General features: G+C 69.9%; 13 protein-coding genes. 10 read left to right on the plus strand and 3 right to left on the minus strand.

Annotated features, from left to right (window positions below; all coding sequences use genetic code 11):
- The first annotated feature begins 7 nt into the window (after window positions 1–7).
- On the plus strand, window positions 8–913 hold the full coding sequence (locus ACT3SQ_RS10630) for a tetratricopeptide repeat protein (RefSeq protein WP_441444788.1): 906 nt from the start codon (window positions 8–10) through the stop codon (window positions 911–913).
- Window positions 914–1,092: 179 nt separating this feature from the next.
- On the opposite strand, the gene glgB is transcribed toward ACT3SQ_RS10630, so the two are convergent.
- The 3 genes from glgB to glgX form a co-directional block, all read right to left on the minus strand.
- On the minus strand, window positions 1,093–3,273 hold the full coding sequence (glgB, locus tag ACT3SQ_RS10635; RefSeq protein WP_441444814.1) for a 1,4-alpha-glucan branching protein GlgB: 2,181 nt from the start codon (window positions 3,271–3,273) through the stop codon (window positions 1,093–1,095).
- A gap of 130 nt (window positions 3,274–3,403) precedes the next feature.
- Window positions 3,404–5,431 carry a maltotransferase domain-containing protein gene (locus tag ACT3SQ_RS10640; protein WP_441444789.1) on the minus strand — a complete coding sequence of 676 codons (2,028 nt, stop codon included), beginning with the start codon at window positions 5,429–5,431 and terminating at the stop codon, window positions 3,404–3,406.
- Window positions 5,432–5,494: 63 nt separating this feature from the next.
- Entirely contained in the window at window positions 5,495–7,741 is a 2,247-nt protein-coding gene (gene glgX / locus ACT3SQ_RS10645; RefSeq protein ID WP_441444790.1) for a glycogen debranching protein GlgX, read from the minus strand.
- Window positions 7,742–7,980: 239 nt separating this feature from the next.
- On the opposite strand from glgX, the gene ACT3SQ_RS10650 reads away from it, so the two are divergent.
- The 9 genes from ACT3SQ_RS10650 to ACT3SQ_RS10690 all read left to right on the plus strand — a co-directional run bounded on the left by ACT3SQ_RS10650 (window position 7,981) and on the right by ACT3SQ_RS10690 (window position 17,096).
- Window positions 7,981–9,126, plus strand: a complete 1,146-nt coding sequence (locus ACT3SQ_RS10650) for an AAA family ATPase (protein ID WP_442332481.1) — start codon at window positions 7,981–7,983, stop codon at window positions 9,124–9,126.
- A gap of 55 nt (window positions 9,127–9,181) precedes the next feature.
- Window positions 9,182–10,078, plus strand: a complete 897-nt coding sequence (locus ACT3SQ_RS10655) for a DUF58 domain-containing protein (protein WP_441444792.1) — start codon at window positions 9,182–9,184, stop codon at window positions 10,076–10,078.
- Complete coding sequence (locus ACT3SQ_RS10660) at window positions 10,065–10,571, plus strand: hypothetical protein (RefSeq protein WP_441444793.1); 507 nt, start codon at window positions 10,065–10,067, stop codon at window positions 10,569–10,571. The genes ACT3SQ_RS10655 and ACT3SQ_RS10660 overlap by 14 nt, the downstream gene beginning before the upstream one ends.
- On the plus strand, window positions 10,568–11,584 hold the full coding sequence (locus ACT3SQ_RS10665) for a vWA domain-containing protein (protein ID WP_441444815.1): 1,017 nt from the start codon (window positions 10,568–10,570) through the stop codon (window positions 11,582–11,584). The genes ACT3SQ_RS10660 and ACT3SQ_RS10665 overlap by 4 nt, the downstream gene beginning before the upstream one ends.
- Window positions 11,584–12,579 carry a vWA domain-containing protein gene (locus ACT3SQ_RS10670; RefSeq protein WP_441444794.1) on the plus strand — a complete coding sequence of 332 codons (996 nt, stop codon included), beginning with the start codon at window positions 11,584–11,586 and terminating at the stop codon, window positions 12,577–12,579. Before ACT3SQ_RS10665 ends, ACT3SQ_RS10670 begins: the two co-directional genes overlap by 1 nt.
- Window positions 12,576–13,517 carry a hypothetical protein gene (locus tag ACT3SQ_RS10675; protein WP_441444795.1) on the plus strand — a complete coding sequence of 314 codons (942 nt, stop codon included), beginning with the start codon at window positions 12,576–12,578 and terminating at the stop codon, window positions 13,515–13,517. Before ACT3SQ_RS10670 ends, ACT3SQ_RS10675 begins: the two co-directional genes overlap by 4 nt.
- Window positions 13,511–14,701, plus strand: coding sequence for a cysteine desulfurase family protein (locus tag ACT3SQ_RS10680; RefSeq protein ID WP_441444796.1), 1,191 nt, complete (start codon window positions 13,511–13,513; stop codon window positions 14,699–14,701). The genes ACT3SQ_RS10675 and ACT3SQ_RS10680 overlap by 7 nt, the downstream gene beginning before the upstream one ends.
- Before the next feature lie 188 nt (window positions 14,702–14,889).
- Window positions 14,890–15,975: a tRNA 2-thiouridine(34) synthase MnmA gene (gene mnmA / locus ACT3SQ_RS10685; RefSeq protein WP_441444797.1), complete on the plus strand. Its 1,086-nt coding sequence runs from the start codon at window positions 14,890–14,892 to the stop codon at window positions 15,973–15,975.
- The gene (locus tag ACT3SQ_RS10690; protein ID WP_444601127.1) at window positions 15,972–17,096 is read left to right on the plus strand and encodes a hypothetical protein; all 1,125 of its coding nucleotides are present in this window, start codon (window positions 15,972–15,974) and stop codon (window positions 17,094–17,096) included. Before mnmA ends, ACT3SQ_RS10690 begins: the two co-directional genes overlap by 4 nt.
- The last annotated feature ends 22 nt before the right edge of the window (window positions 17,097–17,118 follow it).

Below are 17,118 nucleotides of genomic sequence, written 5' to 3' on the forward strand. Positions count from 1 at the left end.
TACACCTGTGACCGATCCGTACGGAATCATCGATCTGGCAGCGCTGAAGCAGCCCGCCGGAGGCGCCGCCTCCGCCGGCGCAGCACCCGGTGCCGGCACCCCGTCGGCGCACGAGGTCGCTGTCACCGAGCAGGGTCTCGAACAGCTGATCACGGACTCCCAGCAGGTGCCCACCCTGCTGCTGGTGACCAGCTCGCGGGTCCCCGAGGGAGAGCAGTTCCTCGCCTCTCTGCGCCGTTCGGTCGACGGGCGGGGCGGGGCGATCAGGCTCGCGCTCGTCGACGCCGACACCCAGCAGCGGGTCGCCACCGCGCTGCGCGTCGAGCAGCTTCCCACCCTGCTGCTGCTGATCATGGGCCAGATCCAGCCGATCGTGCAGGCCGTGCTCCCGGATGCAGAGATCGACAATCTCCTCGCCCAGGTGCTCGAAGTGGCCCGCCAGCAGGGCATGGATATCCCCGCCGGCGACGGCGCGCAAGAGGCTCCCGCCGAAGAGCCGCTGCCGCCGCTGATCGCCGAGGCCTATGCGGCGATCGAGCGTGGCGATCTCGACGCGGCCGTGGCCGCTTACCAGAAGCAGCTGCAGGAAGCGCCGGCAGATGCTGAGGCGAAGGCCGGCCTGGCGATGGTGAACCTGATGCGGCGCACTCAGGGCACCGAGCTCGCCGCAGCCCGGGAAGCATCTGCGCAGCGCCCCACCGATCTGGGAGCCCAGCTGCTGACCGCGGATCTCGACATGCTCGGTGGTCATGTGGAGGACGCCTTCGCGCGTCTGCTGGACCTGTTGCGCGGCGCCGATCAGGAGACCAAGGACATCGTGCGGACACGTCTGCTGGAGCTGTTCGAGGTGGCGGGTGCAGAGGACCCGCGGGTGGCGCCGGCACGCAAGCGCATGGCGAACCTGCTGTTCTGACAGGTCCCTTCTGACAGGTCTGTTCTGACAGGTCTGTTCTGACATGCCCGGCCCCACGCGATGCGCGGCCCGTTCCCTCGGGGGAGCGGGCCGCGCATCGTCCATCTGCAGTCAGCCGGGGCGGACCTGGCGGAGTGATCTGGCGGAGTGATCCGGCGGTGTGACCCGGCGGTGCGCGGTCAGCCCGCCCGCAGCCGTTCGGGGACCAGCACCACCGCGCCCAGCGGCGGCACCGACAGCCGCACCGAGTAGTCGCGGCCATGCTGCGGCAGCGGCTCCGCGTGCACCCGGCCGAGGTTCCCTACGCCGCCGCCGCCGTAGACCGGAGCGTCGGTGTTCAGCACCTCGAGCCAGCTCCCGCCCTCGGGCAACGGGATCCGGTACTCGTGCCAGGGCTCCGCCGAGAGGTTCAGGACCACCACCACCGGATCGCCGGCCTGATCGCGACGCACGAAGGACAGCGAGTTGTGGCTCGCATCGTCACCGATCAGCCATTCGAAGCCGCCCGGGTCCTGGTCGCGCTCGTAGAAGGCGGGGAACTCCGCCTGGAGGGCGTTGAGATCCTTCACCAGCTGCTGGACACCCCGGTGCAACGGGTACTCCAACAGCCACCAGGGCAGTCCGGCCTGCTCCGACCACTCGGTGCCCTGGGCGAACTCGATGCCCATGAACACCAGCTGCTTGCCCGGATGCGACCACTGGAAGGCAAGATAGGCGCGCAGGTTCGCCGCCTGCTGCCAGTCATCGCCCGGAGCCTTGCGCAGCAGCGACCCCTTGCCATGCACGACCTCGTCATGGCTCAGCGGGAGCACGAAGTTCTCGGAGTACTGGTAGACCATCGAGAAGGTCAGCTCGCCGTGGTGGTACTGGCGATGCACGGGATCCTGCCCGAGGTACTCGAGGGTGTCGTGCATCCAGCCCATGTTCCACTTGAACCCGAAGCCGAGCCCGCCGGTGTCGGTGGGGCGGGTGACACCGGGGAAGGAGGTGGACTCCTCGGCGATCATCATGATGCCCGGGGCCCGCTTGTAGGCGGTGGCGGTGGTCTCCTGGAGGAAGGCGATGTTCTCGAGATCCTCACGGCCGCCGTGGTGGTTGGGCAGCCACTGCCCTTCCTCACGGGAGTAGTCCCGGTACAGCATCGAGGCGACGGCATCGACCCGCAGGCCGTCGACATGGAACTCCTCGAGCCAGTAGCACGCATTGGCGACCAGGAAGTTGCGCACCTCATTGCGGCCGGTGTCGAACACGTAGGTGCCCCAGTCCGGATGCTCCCCGCGACGTGGATCGGCATGCTCGTACAGCGGTGTGCCGTCGAAACGGCCCAGCGCCCACTCGTCCTTCGGGAAGTGCGCCGGGACCCAGTCCAGGATCACGCCGATGCCGGCTCCATGGAGGGTGTCGATCAGATGGCGCAGCTCATCAGGCGTGCCCAGCCGTGAGGTGGGGGCGTAGTACCCGGTCACCTGGTATCCCCAGGAGCCTCCGAAGGGATGCTCGGCCACCGGCATGAACTCGACATGGGTGAAGCCCATGTCGCGCACATAGTCGGTCAGCTCGACGGCCAGCTCCCGATAGCCCAGGCCCGGCCTCCAGCTGGCCAGATGCACCTCGTAGATGGACATCCGCGAGGCGACCGCATCATGGGCGGCGCGCTCGGCCAGCCAGTGCTCGTCGGTCCACTCGAAGCTGCTGGTGGTGATCACGGAGCCGGTGGCCGGTGGCACCTCCGCGAAGCGGGCCATCGGGTCCGCCTTGTCGCGCCAGGTCCCGTCGGCGCCGAGGATCCGATACTTGTACGTCTCGCCGTCGCCGGCACCGGGGATGAAGATCTCCCACACCCCGGCCGAGCCCAGCGAACGCATCGCGTGCATCCGACCATCCCAGCCGTTGAACGAGCCCACCACCTGCACGGCGCGCGCGTTCGGGGCCCAGACGGTGAAGGAGGTTCCCGCGATCGTGTCCGGGCCCTCCTCGACGGTGCGCACATGCGAGCCCAGCGCGCGCCACAGCTCCTCGTGGCGACCCTCCTGGATGAGGTGCAGATCCAGCTCGCCGACGGTCGGCAGGAAGCGATACGGCTCCTCGATGTCCACCGCGGCGGTGCCCTCGGACCAGGTCACCCGGATCCGGTAGGAGGGCAGCTCGGGCAGCGGCAGGGTCGCCACCCAGATGCCGTCGTACTCGTGCTCCATGGCGTGGACGGCGCCGTCCGGGAGCAGCACCGAGACCTCGTGCGCGAGCGGCTTGAGGGTGCGCACAGTGGTCGCCCCCTCGTACTCGTGGGCACCGAGCACCGAGTGGGGCTCGTGGTAGCTGCCGGTCGCGGTGGCGCCCAGCTCATGCTCACCCAGCGGCATCACCGGCGTGGAGCGGGAACCCTGAGCGGAGCGGGAACCCTGAGTAGGGAGGGACGCCGCTCCCGCATCAGGGGGCGTCGGCGTCGCAGCGCGGGCGGGAGTGTCAGCGCGGGCGGGAGTGTCGGACATGTCAGCTCTCCTCGGGGTGGATGATCCGCAGGACGTGCGCGGGACGGTCTTCGGCGCTCAGGATCACGTAGGGATCGCGTCCCCAGCGGAACCGTTCACCGGTCAGCAGATCTTCGACCTCGAAGCTCTCGCCCACCCCGAGCGCATCGAGATCCAGGCTCAGAGTGGTCCAGGCATCGCGGTCGTGCGCGGTCAGCGAGACCACCAGCACTGTGTCCGGGGCACCGGTCCCGCTGCCTGCGGCGTCGAGGTGCTTGGAAAAGACCAGCACCTGTTCGTCGTCGGCCTCATGGAAGCGGATCGTGGTGAGGGTCTGCAGCGAGGGGTGCTCGCGGCGGATCCGGTTCAGGGTCCCCAGCAGCGGCTCGAGGCTCTCGCCCCGGGCCAGCGCGCCGGCGTAGTCGCGCGGCTTGAACTCGTACTTCTCGTTGTCGATCTGCTCCTGGGCGCCGGGCCGGGGGACGTCCTCCACGAGCTCATAGCCGCTGTAGATGCCCCAGGTCGGGACCAGCGTCGCGGCCAGGATGGCGCGCAGCACGAAGGCCCGCCGACCGCCCTCGCTCATGAACGGGGTGAGGATGTCATGCGTGGTGGGCCAGAAGCTCGGCCGCATGAAGGGGGCGGTCTCGACCAGCTCCTCGAGGTATTCGCGCAGCTCTTCGGCGCTCTCGCGCCAGGTGTAGTAGGTGTAGCTCTGGTGGAAGCCGACCTTGCCCAGGGTGTGCATCATGGTGGGCCGGGTGAAGGCCTCGGCCAGGAAGATGACCTCGGGATGCGTCTGGGCGAACTCGGCCAGGAGCTCTTCCCAGAAGCGCACCGGTTTGGTGTGGGGGTTGTCGACCCGGAACAGCGTCACCCCGTGCGCCACCCACAGCTCGAGCATGTCGCGGATCGCGGCGTAGAGACCCTCGTAGTCGGTGTCGAAGCTGAGCGGGTAGATGTCCTGGTACTTCTTCGGCGGGTTCTCGGCATAGGCGATCGTGCCGTCCGCCTGCACCGTGAACCACTCAGGATGCTCCTTCACCCAGGGATGATCCGGGGAGCACTGCAGTGCGATGTCCATCGCGACCTCGAGGTCGAGCTCCTTCGCCCGGGAGATGAAGGCGTCGAAGTCCTCCATGGTGCCCAGCTCAGGGTGGAGCGCATCATGCCCGCCCTCCGCAGCACCGATCGCGTAGGGGGAGCCCGGGTCTCCGGGCAGCGGGTCGAGGGTGTTGTTGCGGCCCTTGCGGAAGGTCGAGCCGATCGGGTGGATCGGCGTCAGGTAGGCGACGTCGAAGCCCATCTCGGCGATCCGGTCCAGGGACTCGGCCGCGGTGCGGAAGGTGCCGGAGGTCCAGCCGTGCTCGGGGTCGAAGCGGGCTCCCTCCGAGCGGGGGAAGAACTCGTACCAGGAGCCGTACAGGGCCCGACGGCGCTGGACCTCGAGCGGGAACGGTCCCGCGACGGTCACCCCCTCGCGCAGCGGACGCTCCGTGAGGATGCCCCGCAGGTCTGCGGCGAGTGCCGGGGCGACGCGCGCGGCGGCCGACAGGCCGGGGGCGCGCAGGCTCTCCAGCGCGGCGCGGAGCACCGGGCCGTCGGCGGCAGGCCGGCTCCCGTCCTCGATCTCGGCGAGCACCCGCTGCAGCACCAGCGCACCCTCGGCGCAGACCAGGTCCACGTCCATCCCCGCCGGGATCTTCACCTCGGCGACGTGCGCCCAGGTGCTGAACGGTGCGGAATACGCCTCGATCCGGAAGCTCCAGCGACCGATCTGCTCGGGGCGGATGGAGGTCTCCCAGCGGTCCAGACCGGGTTCGACGAGGTCGAGTGCGCGTCGCTGCTCCTTCCCCTCGGGGGAGATCAGCACGAGCTGCACGCCCATCGCATCGTGCCCCTCGCGGAACGTGTTGGCGCTGACCGTGACGGTCTCGCCCTCGACGCAGCGTGCCGGGTACCTCCCGCCGTCGACGACGGGTTGCACCGCCATGATCGGGATACGGCCGATGCCGGCGTCCAGCCCCGTGCGGTCAGTGGTCTCGGACATGGCCTCTCCTGCCTGAGCTCTCGTCCTTGACGAGGTGCTCTGCGACGGTCGCGGTGACGGTCCTCACGATAGCCGCTCGGGCGTCCCCTCTGCGCCGTCGGGGCTGATCCCGATGACCACCACGCTGCCGGGCTCCACCATGACGCTCCGCTCCACCAGCGGTGTGAGCGGAAGACCCTCGGGGGTCTCCAGGGCGGTGTCCAGGAGGATCCGTGCGGTGCCCTGCGGCCAGGGAGCCCTGGGCAGGCGCAGCGCGACCTCCTCGGCCTCGGTGGAGAGGATCACGAGCAGGTGCTCGGAACCCTCCCGACCCGGGATCGCCGGCCGCAGCATGGCGAGCAGGTGCTGGGAGGGATCCATCCACTCCTCGTGCGCGATCGGCAGACCCTCGGCACCGAACCAGGCGACCTGCCCGGCATCGAGCGCCGCCGGGTCGGCGGGGCGCAGGAAGTGCGGCGCGCGCAGCTGCGGATGCTCGCCGCGCAGCTGCAGCAGTCGGGAGACGGTCTCGCGCAGCTGGTCGCTGCGGCGGCTGCGGCTCCAGTCCATCCAGGAGATCTCGTTGTCCTGGCAGTAGGCGTTGTTGTTGCCCTGCTGGGTGCGATAGCGCTCGTCCCCGGCGGTGAGCATCGGGGTGCCCGAGGCCAGCAGCAGTGTGGCCAGGATGCTGCGGGTGGTGCGACGCCGTGCCTCCTCGACCTCTGCCGCCCCCTCGATGCCCGAGCCGACCTCCCCCTCATATCCGTGATGGAAGGAGCGGTTGTCGGAGGTGCCGTCGCGGTTGTCCTCGCCGTTGGCCTCATTGCGCTTGGTCTCGTAGACGGTGAGGTCCCGCAGCGTGAAGCCGTCATGGGCGGTGACGTAGTTGACCGATGCCCAGGGGGAGCGGAGGCTGCGTCCGGCCGGGAGCTCGAGGGGATCCTGCCCGGTGAGCAGGTCGGAGGAACCGGCCAGGCGGGTGGCGAGGTCGCGGATGCCGCCGATCGCGTCATTGCCCGAGCGCTCGCGCATCGCCCGGTCCGAGAGCCAGAAGGCACGCACGTCATCGCGGAAGGCGTCGTTCCATTCCGTGAAGGGGGCGGGGAAGTTCCCGGTCTGCCAGCCGCCGGTGCCCACGTCCCAGGGTTCGGCGATGAGCTTGACGCCGCGCAGCACGGGATCGGTGAGGATCGCGCGCAGCAGCGGATGGTCGGGGTTGAAGCCGTGGTCGTCCCGGCCCAGCGTGGCCGCCAGATCGAAGCGGAAGCCGTCTACGTGGACCTCCTGCACCCAGTAGCGCAGCGAGGCGAGGATCAGGTCCATCACATGCCGTGAGCGCGGGTCCAGGGTGCCGCCGGTCCCGGTGACGTCGAAGAAGGTGCCGTGGTCGATCCAGTAGTACTCGAGGTTGTCCAGTCCGCGCAGCGAGAGCGCAGGTCCATCGGCACCGCCCTCGGCGGTGTGGTTGTAGACCACGTCCAGGATGACCTCGAAACCGGCCGCGTGCAGGTTCCGCACCATGGTCTTGACCTCGTCGAGCACCGCCTGGGCGCCGGCGTGCTGGGCTGCCGGGGTGGCGAGAGAGGGGTCCGGGGCGAAGTACGACAGGGTCGAGTAGCCCCAGTAGTTGGTCAGACCCAGCCGGGTCAGGTGCGGCTCGTCCATCGCAGCGTGCAGGGGGAGCAGCTCCACGGTGGTCACCCCGAGGCTGCGCAGGTAGCTGGTCACCGCGGGATGGCCCAACCCGGCATAGGTGCCGCGCTGCTCGGGCGGGAGCTCGGGATGCAGCTGGGTGAACCCCTTGACGTGCAGCTCGTAGAGCACTGTGGAGTCCCAGTCCACGAGCGGGCGCAGATCCCCCTGCCAGTCGAAGTCGTCGGCGACGACCACGGACCAGATCGCGTCGTCACCGTTGTCGACCTCGCTGCGGATCGGCGTCTCACCCACTCGGTCGAGCATCGCATCGACCTCGAAGGGGAAGAACGAGCTCAGCAGCGACGAGGAGTGCGAGACCCCGCGGGCCCAGGGGTCCAACAGGAGCTTTCGAGGGTTGCACAGCAGCCCGGCGCCGGGATCCCAGGGCCCATCGACGCGGAGCCCGTAGCGGGTGCCGGGCGTCATCCCGCTGACCCGGTCCCAGCGCAGACCTCCGTCGAAGTGCCGCAGCCGCTGACGGTGCTCGGTGGAACCCTGGCGGATGCAGAGGTCGATCGATTCCGCCCTCGGAGCCGCGACGGCGAAGGTGCCCCGACCCTGCGCGTCCACCAGCAGCCCCGGTGAGGTGGGGGCGACGGGGGGTGTCGCGCGATCGAAGTGGTCTGCTTGCACCATGGCATTGTCCCACCACCGACGCCCGGGACGAGACCGACTCGCACCCGGGGTGACCGGTGCCGCTAGGATCGGCGAGGTGATCCGTGATCCGCTGCCGGCGGCCGGCGGGTCCTCAGCATGGCCGCGACCGGTCCGGCCTCCGGCCTCCTCGGGGGAGGAGCAGGGCCTCGGGTCGTGGTCGCCGAGCATGAGCAGTACCAGTCGCACGAGTCGAACGCATGACGGGGGAGCCGCAGCGCATGAGCAATCCACCCAGCCAGCACGCCGGGAATCAGGCGCGTCCCATGGTGCCGGGTCCGCCGCCCGGACTGTCGGAGTCCTCTGCCTCGGGTGCCTCGGGACCGGGCCGGCCTGCGCCGGGGGCCGCGCAGCGGCCCGGCGGGTTCGCGCCCTCGAGCGCTGCCATCGCGCCCGGCGACCTCGAGCGCGCCGGAGCGATCATCTCCACCATCTCCGGGGTCTTCCACTCCCGCGTGGTGGGCCAGGAGAACCTGCGCACGACGCTGATCGCCGCCCTGGCGGCGGGAGGGCACGTGCTGCTGGAGTCCGTGCCGGGTCTGGCCAAGACCACCGCCGCGAGCGCCCTGGCCTCCTCGATCACCGGCTCCTTCGCGCGCATCCAGTGCACCCCCGACCTGATGCCCAATGACATCATCGGCACCCAGATCTACTCCTCGGGCACGGGGACCTTCACCACTCAGCTGGGCCCCGTGCACGCGAACGTGGTGCTGCTGGACGAGATCAACCGCTCGAGCGCCAAGACGCAGTCCGCGATGCTGGAGGCGATGCAGGAGCGGCAGACCTCCATCGGTGGCGAGGTGTACCGCCTGCCGGAGCCGTTCATGGTGCTCGCGACCCAGAACCCGATCGAGGAGGAGGGCACCTATGTCCTCCCCGAGGCGCAGATGGACCGCTTCCTGATGAAGGAGATCCTGACCTACCCGCGACCGGCCGAGGAGCATGAGATCCTCGACCGCTCGACCGCCGGGAGCCTCACCGGCCCGCGCGAGGCGGTGGGCACCGTGACCCTCCAGGACGTCCGCTTCCTCCAGGAGATGGTGGATCAGGTGTACGTCGATCCCGCGGTCAAGCGGTACATCATCGATCTGATCTTCACCACCCGAGGATCCGGCCCGCGCCCGGTCCCGAACCTCACCCAGTCCGTGCGGGTCGGGGCCAGCCCTCGCGGCTCGCTCGCGCTGATGAAGGTGGGCCAGGCGCACGCGCTGCTCAACGGACGCGACTACGTCACCCCTGATGACGTGCGGGCGATGCGGCACGGGGTGCTGCGCCACCGCCTGGTGCTCACCTTCGACGCACTCGCCAGCGGCATCAAGCCGGAACAGATCATCGACGCGGTGTTCCACGCCGTGCCGATGCCCTGAGCGGCCCAGACGACTGAGAACGACCGAGAACGACTGAGGGGGACCGGACGACTCGATGGCCACGTCGCTGCTGACCCGTGTCAAGGCACGGGTGGATCTGCACACCTCGAACCGGGCACGTGGACTCATCCAGGGCCGGGGGCGGTCGCTGTTCAAGGGCAGCGGCGAGGACTTCGACGACCTGAAGTACTACCAGCCCGGCGACAAGATCTCCGATATCGACTGGAAGGCCACCGCCCGCTCGGGAGAGCCGCTGATCCGGCAGTTCAACGAGGAGCGGGTGCGCCATCTCTCGATCGTCGTCGACACCTCCGCGGCGATGGCGGCCACCGCCGCCGACGGCAGCTCCAAGCGGGACGCGATGATCATGGCCGCCGGGATGGTCTGCTTCCTGGCCCAGAAGAACGGCGATCTGGTGGGAATGGTCGCGGGTCAGGAGAGCCGCCCGATCCAGCTGCCCTCCCGCTCGAGCGATGGGCATCTCGAGCTGCTGCTGCGCACCGCGCAGCAGGCGACCACCACGGCGGCCGGTGCCGCGAACACCTCCTGGCTGCTCGAACGCGCCTTCCGGGTCACCACGCACTCGACCCTGATGACGATCATCACCGACGAGGCCCACCCCACCGTCGAGGACTTCACACTGCTGCGGCGACTGAAGACGCGCCACGATCTGATCGTGATCCGCATCGCCGATGCGGACCCGCTGCAGGGCGCCGCGCTGGACCACGATGTGATCGACGTGGACTCGCCCCGTGAGATCGGCGCCATGGCACGCACCTCGAAACGGGTCGCCCATGACGTCGCGGCGTACCGGCAGGCGCGCAACGAGGGCATCGAGGAGATGCTGGACCGCCTGCACATCAGCCACATGCTCACGCAGGGGGAGAGCACCGTGGTGGACGACATGGTCTCGCTGCTGCGGTCGAGGGAGTATCGCCATGGCCGTTCCTGAGCTGGTCGCCGGCGTGCTGCTGGCCGAACCCGCGCCCCCGGAGATCATCGCCCCTCCGCAGTACTCGATCGCCTGGGTGATCCTCGCGGTGCTGTGCGTCCTGGTGATCACGGCGCTGATCGTGGGCACCCTGAAGATCACGCGGGCGATCGAGAAGCGCATCGCCTACCGTCGCCGCCCCAGCGACGTCGAGACCCTGAAGGCGGAGTTCCTGCGCGCCGTGAACGACATCGCCGATCGCCATGAGGCGGGCGAGCTCGAGGCGCGGGACGGCCATCACGAGCTCACCGGTGTGATGCGCCGCTTCGTGCGGCGCACGACTGGGCACGACGTCACCAGCCAGGATCTGGCGACCCTGCTGGCCGATCAGCGCACCCGCGCGGTCGGCGAGCTCATCGCCGACCTGTACGAGCCGGACTTCGCGATGTCCTCGGACCGCGACCTGCGCGAATCCGTGCGTCGCGCGCGGGAGGTGATCCGCGCGTGGTCATGATCTTCTGGTGGGTCACCGCGCTGCTGCTGCTGGCAGCGATCGCTGTCTGGGCGATCACCTTCTGGAACCGGCGCGCGATGCGCCGCTCCCCGGTGCTGGTGGCGAATTCGCAGTACATGGATCGGATCCCGAGCTTCGTGCGGGCGCAGCGCACGGCCCGGGTGGTGCGCGTGCTCCAGGTGGGGATCGCGGTGTTCGCCGTGATCGCGGCGTCGCTGCTGTCCGGGCGGATCGCGAGCGAGCGGATCGAGACCCCGGAGTTCTCGTCGCGGGACATCGTGCTGTGCCTGGACGTCTCGGGGTCGATGTATGAGTACGACACCGAGATCCTCTCGACCTTCGCCGAGATGGTGGACGGCTTCGAGGGGGAGCGGGTGGCGCTGTCGATCTTCAACTCGACCAGTCGCACCGTGTTCCCGCTGACCAATGACTACGACCTGATCAAGCGTGAGCTCGAGGCCGGGGCCGAGGCGATCGACTTCGACGAGTTCGGCTACCGCCTGGGCACTCAGGACTACTCCGACGACAAGGTGCGTCAGTACGTGGACTTCGTCGACGGCACCCGAGGGATCGCCGATGAGGCGTCGATCGTCCCGGACGGCCTCGCCTCCTGCGCGCAGGTCTTCGACCAGGCGGAGCAGGATCGATCCCGCTCGATCATCTTCGCGACGGACAACGAGGTCAACGGCGAGCCGATCTTCACCCTCGACGAGGCGACCGAGAGGGTCGCCTCACGTGACATCGATCTGTACACCTTCTACCCCGGGGCCTACGAGTGCGGTCCCCAGTGCTTCGAGGAGCTGGAGACGGCCACCGAGGACCAGGACGGCGAGCTGTACGAGTCCTCGGACCCGGAGGCCATCCCCTCGATCATCAACCAGATCCAGAAGACGCAGGCGGAGGTGCTGGGGGCGACCCCGACCGTGGTCCGCACGGACCATCCCGCGCTCGGATTCGTCCTCACCTTCCTCTCGCTCGTCGGGATCCTGATCCTGGGATGGAGGGCCCGCTGATGTATTTCGAGCACCTGATGCCGCTGTGGGCGACGATCCCCCTGTTCGGCGTGATGCTGGTCCTGTGCACAGTGCTGCTGGTGCGGCGGCCGCGCCAGCGCACCGCCTGGCTGCGCCGCCTGCTGATGGTCCTGCTGCTGCTGGTGGTCGCGCTGCGCCCGGTCACCCCGATCGAGGGTGAGCAGACCCAGCGGATGAACGCGAACGTGTTCTTCGTGGTGGATCGCACCGGCTCGATGAACGCCGAGGACTATGCGGGCGAGCAGCCGCGGCTGGAGGGGGTGAAGGCGGATATGGAGCAGATCATGGGCCTCACCGAGGGCGCGAGGTACTCGATCATCGCCTTCGACTCCACGGCCACCCAGCAGCTGCCGCTGACCACGGATGCCGGTGCCGCCCGCGCGTGGATCGACACCCTGACCACCGAGCCCACCTCCTATTCGACGGGGTCGAACGTCGACCGTGCGCTGACCCCGCTGCTGGTGGAGATCTCCGAGGCCCGGTCCGAGGATCCCGACTCGAGCGTGCTGGTGTACTTCCTCTCCGACGGGGAGAACACCGACGAACGCGACTCCGAGTCCTTCAGCCAGGCCGCGGGCTTCGTGGACGGCGGGGCGGTGCTCGGCTATGGCACCCCCGAGGGCGGGCCCATGAAGGCCGAAGGCGGCCAGGACCACGGCGAATACATCACCGGACCGGATGGCCAGCAGGGCATCTCGAGCATCGACGAGCAGCAGCTGCAGACGATCGCCGGAGAGATCGGAGTGCCGTACCTGCACCGCACGGACCCGGCAGCACCGATCGAGGGCACGATGGAGGGGATCACCCTCCGGCCGATCCCGATCGAGTCCACACGGGGGGTCGCGAGCTTCGAGGACTGGTACTGGGTGGCCGCGATCCCGCTGGCCGCCCTGCTGATCTGGGAGCTCGGCGAGATGACCTACCGGCTGCCCCGCCGGCTCGACCGCTACGACATCTCAGGAGCGCAGCGATGAGCACACCACTGGCAGAGCATCCCCGCAGCGCGGAGGCTGCGGGCACGGCAGCCACCGGTGGTCCCGGGACCACGCTCGCGCAGGACCAGAGCGGCAGCCCCAAGGACTTCGGTCTGAACGTGAAGCGGCTGCGCCTGACCCGCATCATCGTGTTCGCGATCCTCTCCCCGCTGATCCTGGCGCTGGCCCTGTTGACGGTCAAGTTCGTCTCCATGCCGATCACCCAGGCGACCTCTCTGAGCGCCTACGAGGACGGGGACTATCCCGCGGCCATCGAGCGCCTGGGACCGGTGGAGTTCGCCAACTGGTTCGAGCCGTATCTGCCTCATCTGTCCCAGGGCACCGCCCTGCTGCAGCAGGGCGAGGACGCCGCCGCCGAGGAGGAGCTGCGCCAGGCCCTGGAGGAATGGAATGGTCACAGCGACCTGAACTCGCCGATGCACGCCCAGTGCAAGATCCTCAACAACCTCGCGATCTCGATCGAGCGCCAGGCCGATCTGCTCGAGGACCCGCAGCAGCGCGCTGATCGACTTTTCGAGGCTGAGGAGCTGCTCGCGCCCTGCGCCGGCGGAGGCGGGGGCGGCGAGGGCGAGGGCGAGGGCCAGGGCGGCGGAGGAGCCGGGAACGAGGACTCCGAGACCACCGAGGGCAACGGCGAACGCGTCGAGGAGAAGCGGCGCGAGGCCGATGAAGAGGCCGGCAACGACCCCGACGCACGCGGCGAGGAGCAGCGCGGGTCGCCGGGACAGACGGATCCCGGCGATCCCTCCCGTGAGGACCCCGAAGGGGACGGCCCCGAGGAGGAGGCGCCCACCAGCGGCAACTCGGAGGAGGACCAGAAGGACGACGAGCTCGAGGAACGCAATCGCGATGCGCAGGGCGGGGACGGCGAGGAAGAGCCCGGCGGCTCGCAGGACGATCCGGTGAAGCCATGGTGACCCTCGGGACGGAGGAGCGCGCCTACCTCGACCACGCCGCGACCACGGTGCTGCGCCCCGCAGCCCGGGACGCCTTCCTCGAGGCCTCCGCGGTGCGGGGCAACCCCTCCTCCGTGCACGCCTCGGGCCGACGGGCGCGCGGTGTGCTCGACGAGTCCCTGGCCCGGATCGCCGCGCTACTCGACGTGCCTCGCAGCTGGCTGATCATGACCTCCGGCGGCACCGAGGCGGACAATCTCGCGATCCGCTCCGTCGGCCTCGGCGCCCAGCAGAAGGATCCGGCACGTACCGCGGTCGCCGTCGCCGCGACCGACCATCCCGCCGTGCTCGCCACGGCACGCTCCCTGACCGCCGGCGATCCCGGGATCGAGGTGCGCGAGCTCCCGGTGGACCACCAGGGTGCTCTGCGTGCCCAGGGCGTCGCCGAGGCGCTGGCCGATGGTGCTGTGGGCGTGGTCAGCGCAGCCCTGGTCAACAATGAGACCGGCGCGCTGCAGGACCTCGCCGCACTCGCCGCGGCCGCCCGGGAGCACGGCACCCTGGTGCACACCGATGCGGTGCAGGCAGCAGGACACGTCCCGCTGCCGAGCTGGGACGACGTGGATCTGATGTCCCTGTCCGGGCACAAGCTCGGCGCGCCCGTGGGGGTGGGGGTGCTGGTGGCCAGGCCCGGAGTGCCCTTCGCTGCGTTCAGCACCGGCGGCGGGCAGCAGCGGGGCGTGCGCTCGGGAACGCTGGACGCGGCTCACACCGCCGCCTTCGCGGCAGCTCTGGGAGAGGCCCTCACCGAGCGCGAGGAGCAGTCCGCGCGGCTGCGGGCGCTGGCGGGAACGCTGCGGGCAGGAATCCGCGCGATCGATCCGCAGGCCCGCTTCACCCTCGCCGACGGCACCCCGCAGTCGGGCCACATCGTGCATGTGGTGTTCCCCGGCGCGGACTCGGACTCCCTGCTGTTCCTGCTCGATGAGCGCGGCGTGGACTCAGCGGCGGGCTCCGCCTGCTCCGCCGGGGTGACCCAGGCCAGCCCGGTGCTCGCTGCGATGGGCGTCACCGATCAGCAGGCGCGCGGTGCGCTGCGCCTCTCCTTGGGCTGGACCAGCACTGAGCGAGATATCGAGATCCTGCTGGCAGCGCTTCCCGAAGCTCTCACCAGGGCCCGCGCCGTCGGCGCGCTGATGGGCTGAGGGCACCAGCCGCTGCCGGCACGGTCTGGTTCCGGCGTTGCCCCCGACGCTGCCTGCGACGCCGCCTCCGGCGTTGCCCCGACGCCATCTCCGACGCGCGATCCGGGGCGAACATCACGTTCCCCACCCCTCGGCCGAACAGCCTCGTCTCCGTAGACTGGAGAATCGGACGAGGGAAGGTGGACGGGGTGAAGGTGCTGGCAGCGATGAGCGGCGGGGTGGATTCCGCGGTCGCCGCGGCGCGCGCCGCCGAGGCCGGGCACGAGGTGGTCGGCGTGCACATGGCGCTGTCGAAGAACCGCGACCAGACCCGCACCGGCTCCCGCGGCTGCTGCACGGTGGAGGATGCCTCGGACGCCCGCCGTGCCGCCGATCGCATCGGCATCCCGTACTACGTCTGGGACCTCTCCGATGACTTCCACGACCTGGTGGTCGAGGATTTCCTGTCCGAATACGCGGCAGGCCGCACCCCGAACCCCTGCGTGCGCTGCAACGAGCGGATCAAGTTCGCTTCACTCATGGAGCGCGCCACCCTGCTGGGCTTCGATGCCGTGTGCACGGGCCACTACGCCTCGATCCGCACCGACGGCCCGGACGGTGCGCCGTCCCTGCACCGCTCGCGCAATATGGCGAAAGACCAGTCCTATGTGTTGGCGGTGATGGGACCGGAGGCCGTGGGCCGCTCCCTGTTCCCCCTCGGCGAGTACGAGACCAAGGCCGAGGTGCGAGCAGAGGCCCGAGCCCGCGGGCTCGGCGTCTCCACCAAGCCCGACAGCTACGACATCTGCTTCGTCGCCGACGGGGACACCCGCGGCTTCCTCGAGCGCCATCTGGGAGAGGCACCCGGTGAGGTCCTCGATGATCAGGGGAAGGTGCTCGGCGCCCACCGCGGCACCCACGGCTTCACGATCGGACAGCGCAAGGGTCTGGGGATCCAGCAGCCCGCACCCGACGGCGCTCCCCGCTACGTAGTGGACATCGACCCCGCCTCCCGCCAGGTGGTGATCGGAGCCGGCGAGCTGCTGTCCACGCGAGAGCTGCTCGCGACCGACGTGGTCTCCTTCGAGCCGCTCGAGGTGGGACGCCAGGTCCATGCCCAGATCCGTGCCCACGGCGAGGCGACCCCCGCCGAGGTCCTCGAGACCCCTGCGACGGGCACCGGCCTGCGGGTGCGGCTCAGCACCCCGATCCGCGGCGTCGCCCCCGGACAGACCCTCGTCCTCTATGACGGGGACCGAGTCCTCGCCGCCGCCACCCTGGAGCGCCGCCGATGAAGCCCCTGGTCACCCTCACCGGAGACGGCACCTACCGTGCTCCCACCGCCGAGCAGGCTGATCGGCTCGAACTTCCGGCCGACCCGCCGCTCGCGGCGCTGATGCGCCTGCGCGCCCTGCTCGGTGATGACCTCGAGGAGCAGATCGCGACCCGGCTCTACCTGCCCTCGGCCCTCGGCCGTGACGAGACCGACCACCTGCTGCCGGCAAGCCTGGCCCTGCTCGCCGAGACCACCGGCGATCTCGTCAGCTACGGCTGGCGCCTGGGCTCCGGCACCGGACGAGCCTGGCAGCATGCTCGCGAGCTGAGAGAGCGGATGCTCGATGCGGCACGCATCGCGCTGCTGGGCTATGAGGGTCCGCTGATGACGACCGCGCTGGGCCCGGCCACCCTCTCCGGCGCCACCTTCCTGCAGTCGGGGGAGCGGACCCTGGGCGACCCCGGGGCCGTGCGTGACCTGCCGATGCTGCTGGCCGAAGGGCTGGTCGACCATCTGACCTCGCTGCACGACCGGGTCCCCGGCGCGCAGCTGCACGTGCTGCTGCGCGAGGATGCTGTGGCGGCGGTTCATCAGGGCCGGATCCCGACCCCCTCCGGCCGACGTCGCTACGCGCCGATCCCGGCCCCGGAGATCGGGGTGCTCTGGCGCTGCTTGTTCGTCGCGCTCGAGGAATACGGTCTGGACGCGAGCTCCGTCACCCTCGGGGCCGGCGCTGACATCTCGCTGCTGCGCGCCGCCCGCGACGCCGGTGCACGCCGGATGGCGATCGCCCCGCGCCGACTTCCCGCACTGACCACCCCCGAGGGCCGCGCCCTCTGGGAGGGCATCGCGGAAGCCTGCGATGACGGCTGCGCCTTCGAACTGGTCGTCGACCCTCGGCCCGGCGGGCTGCTCGGCCCCGAGCTGGAGATGATGTTCGAGACCTGGCGACGCCTGGGCCACAGCGACGCCGATGCCGCGGGGGTCGCCGTGATCGCCCATACGGGAGCCTCCCATGCGATGCACAGCGGTCTGGTCGACCCCTCCGCACAGCCGGAGGCATCGACCCTGCTCTACGAACCGGCTCTCGAGGCGTTGCTGCGGGTCGCACCGTCCTGGGCGGAGCGCCTGGCCGCCTGAGCCTGACAGTCGCACCCGTGCG

Origin of the sequence: Brachybacterium sp. AOP42-C2-15 (genome assembly GCF_052377065.1) — a bacterium.
In the GTDB taxonomy this organism is placed as follows: domain Bacteria; phylum Actinomycetota; class Actinomycetes; order Actinomycetales; family Dermabacteraceae; genus Brachybacterium.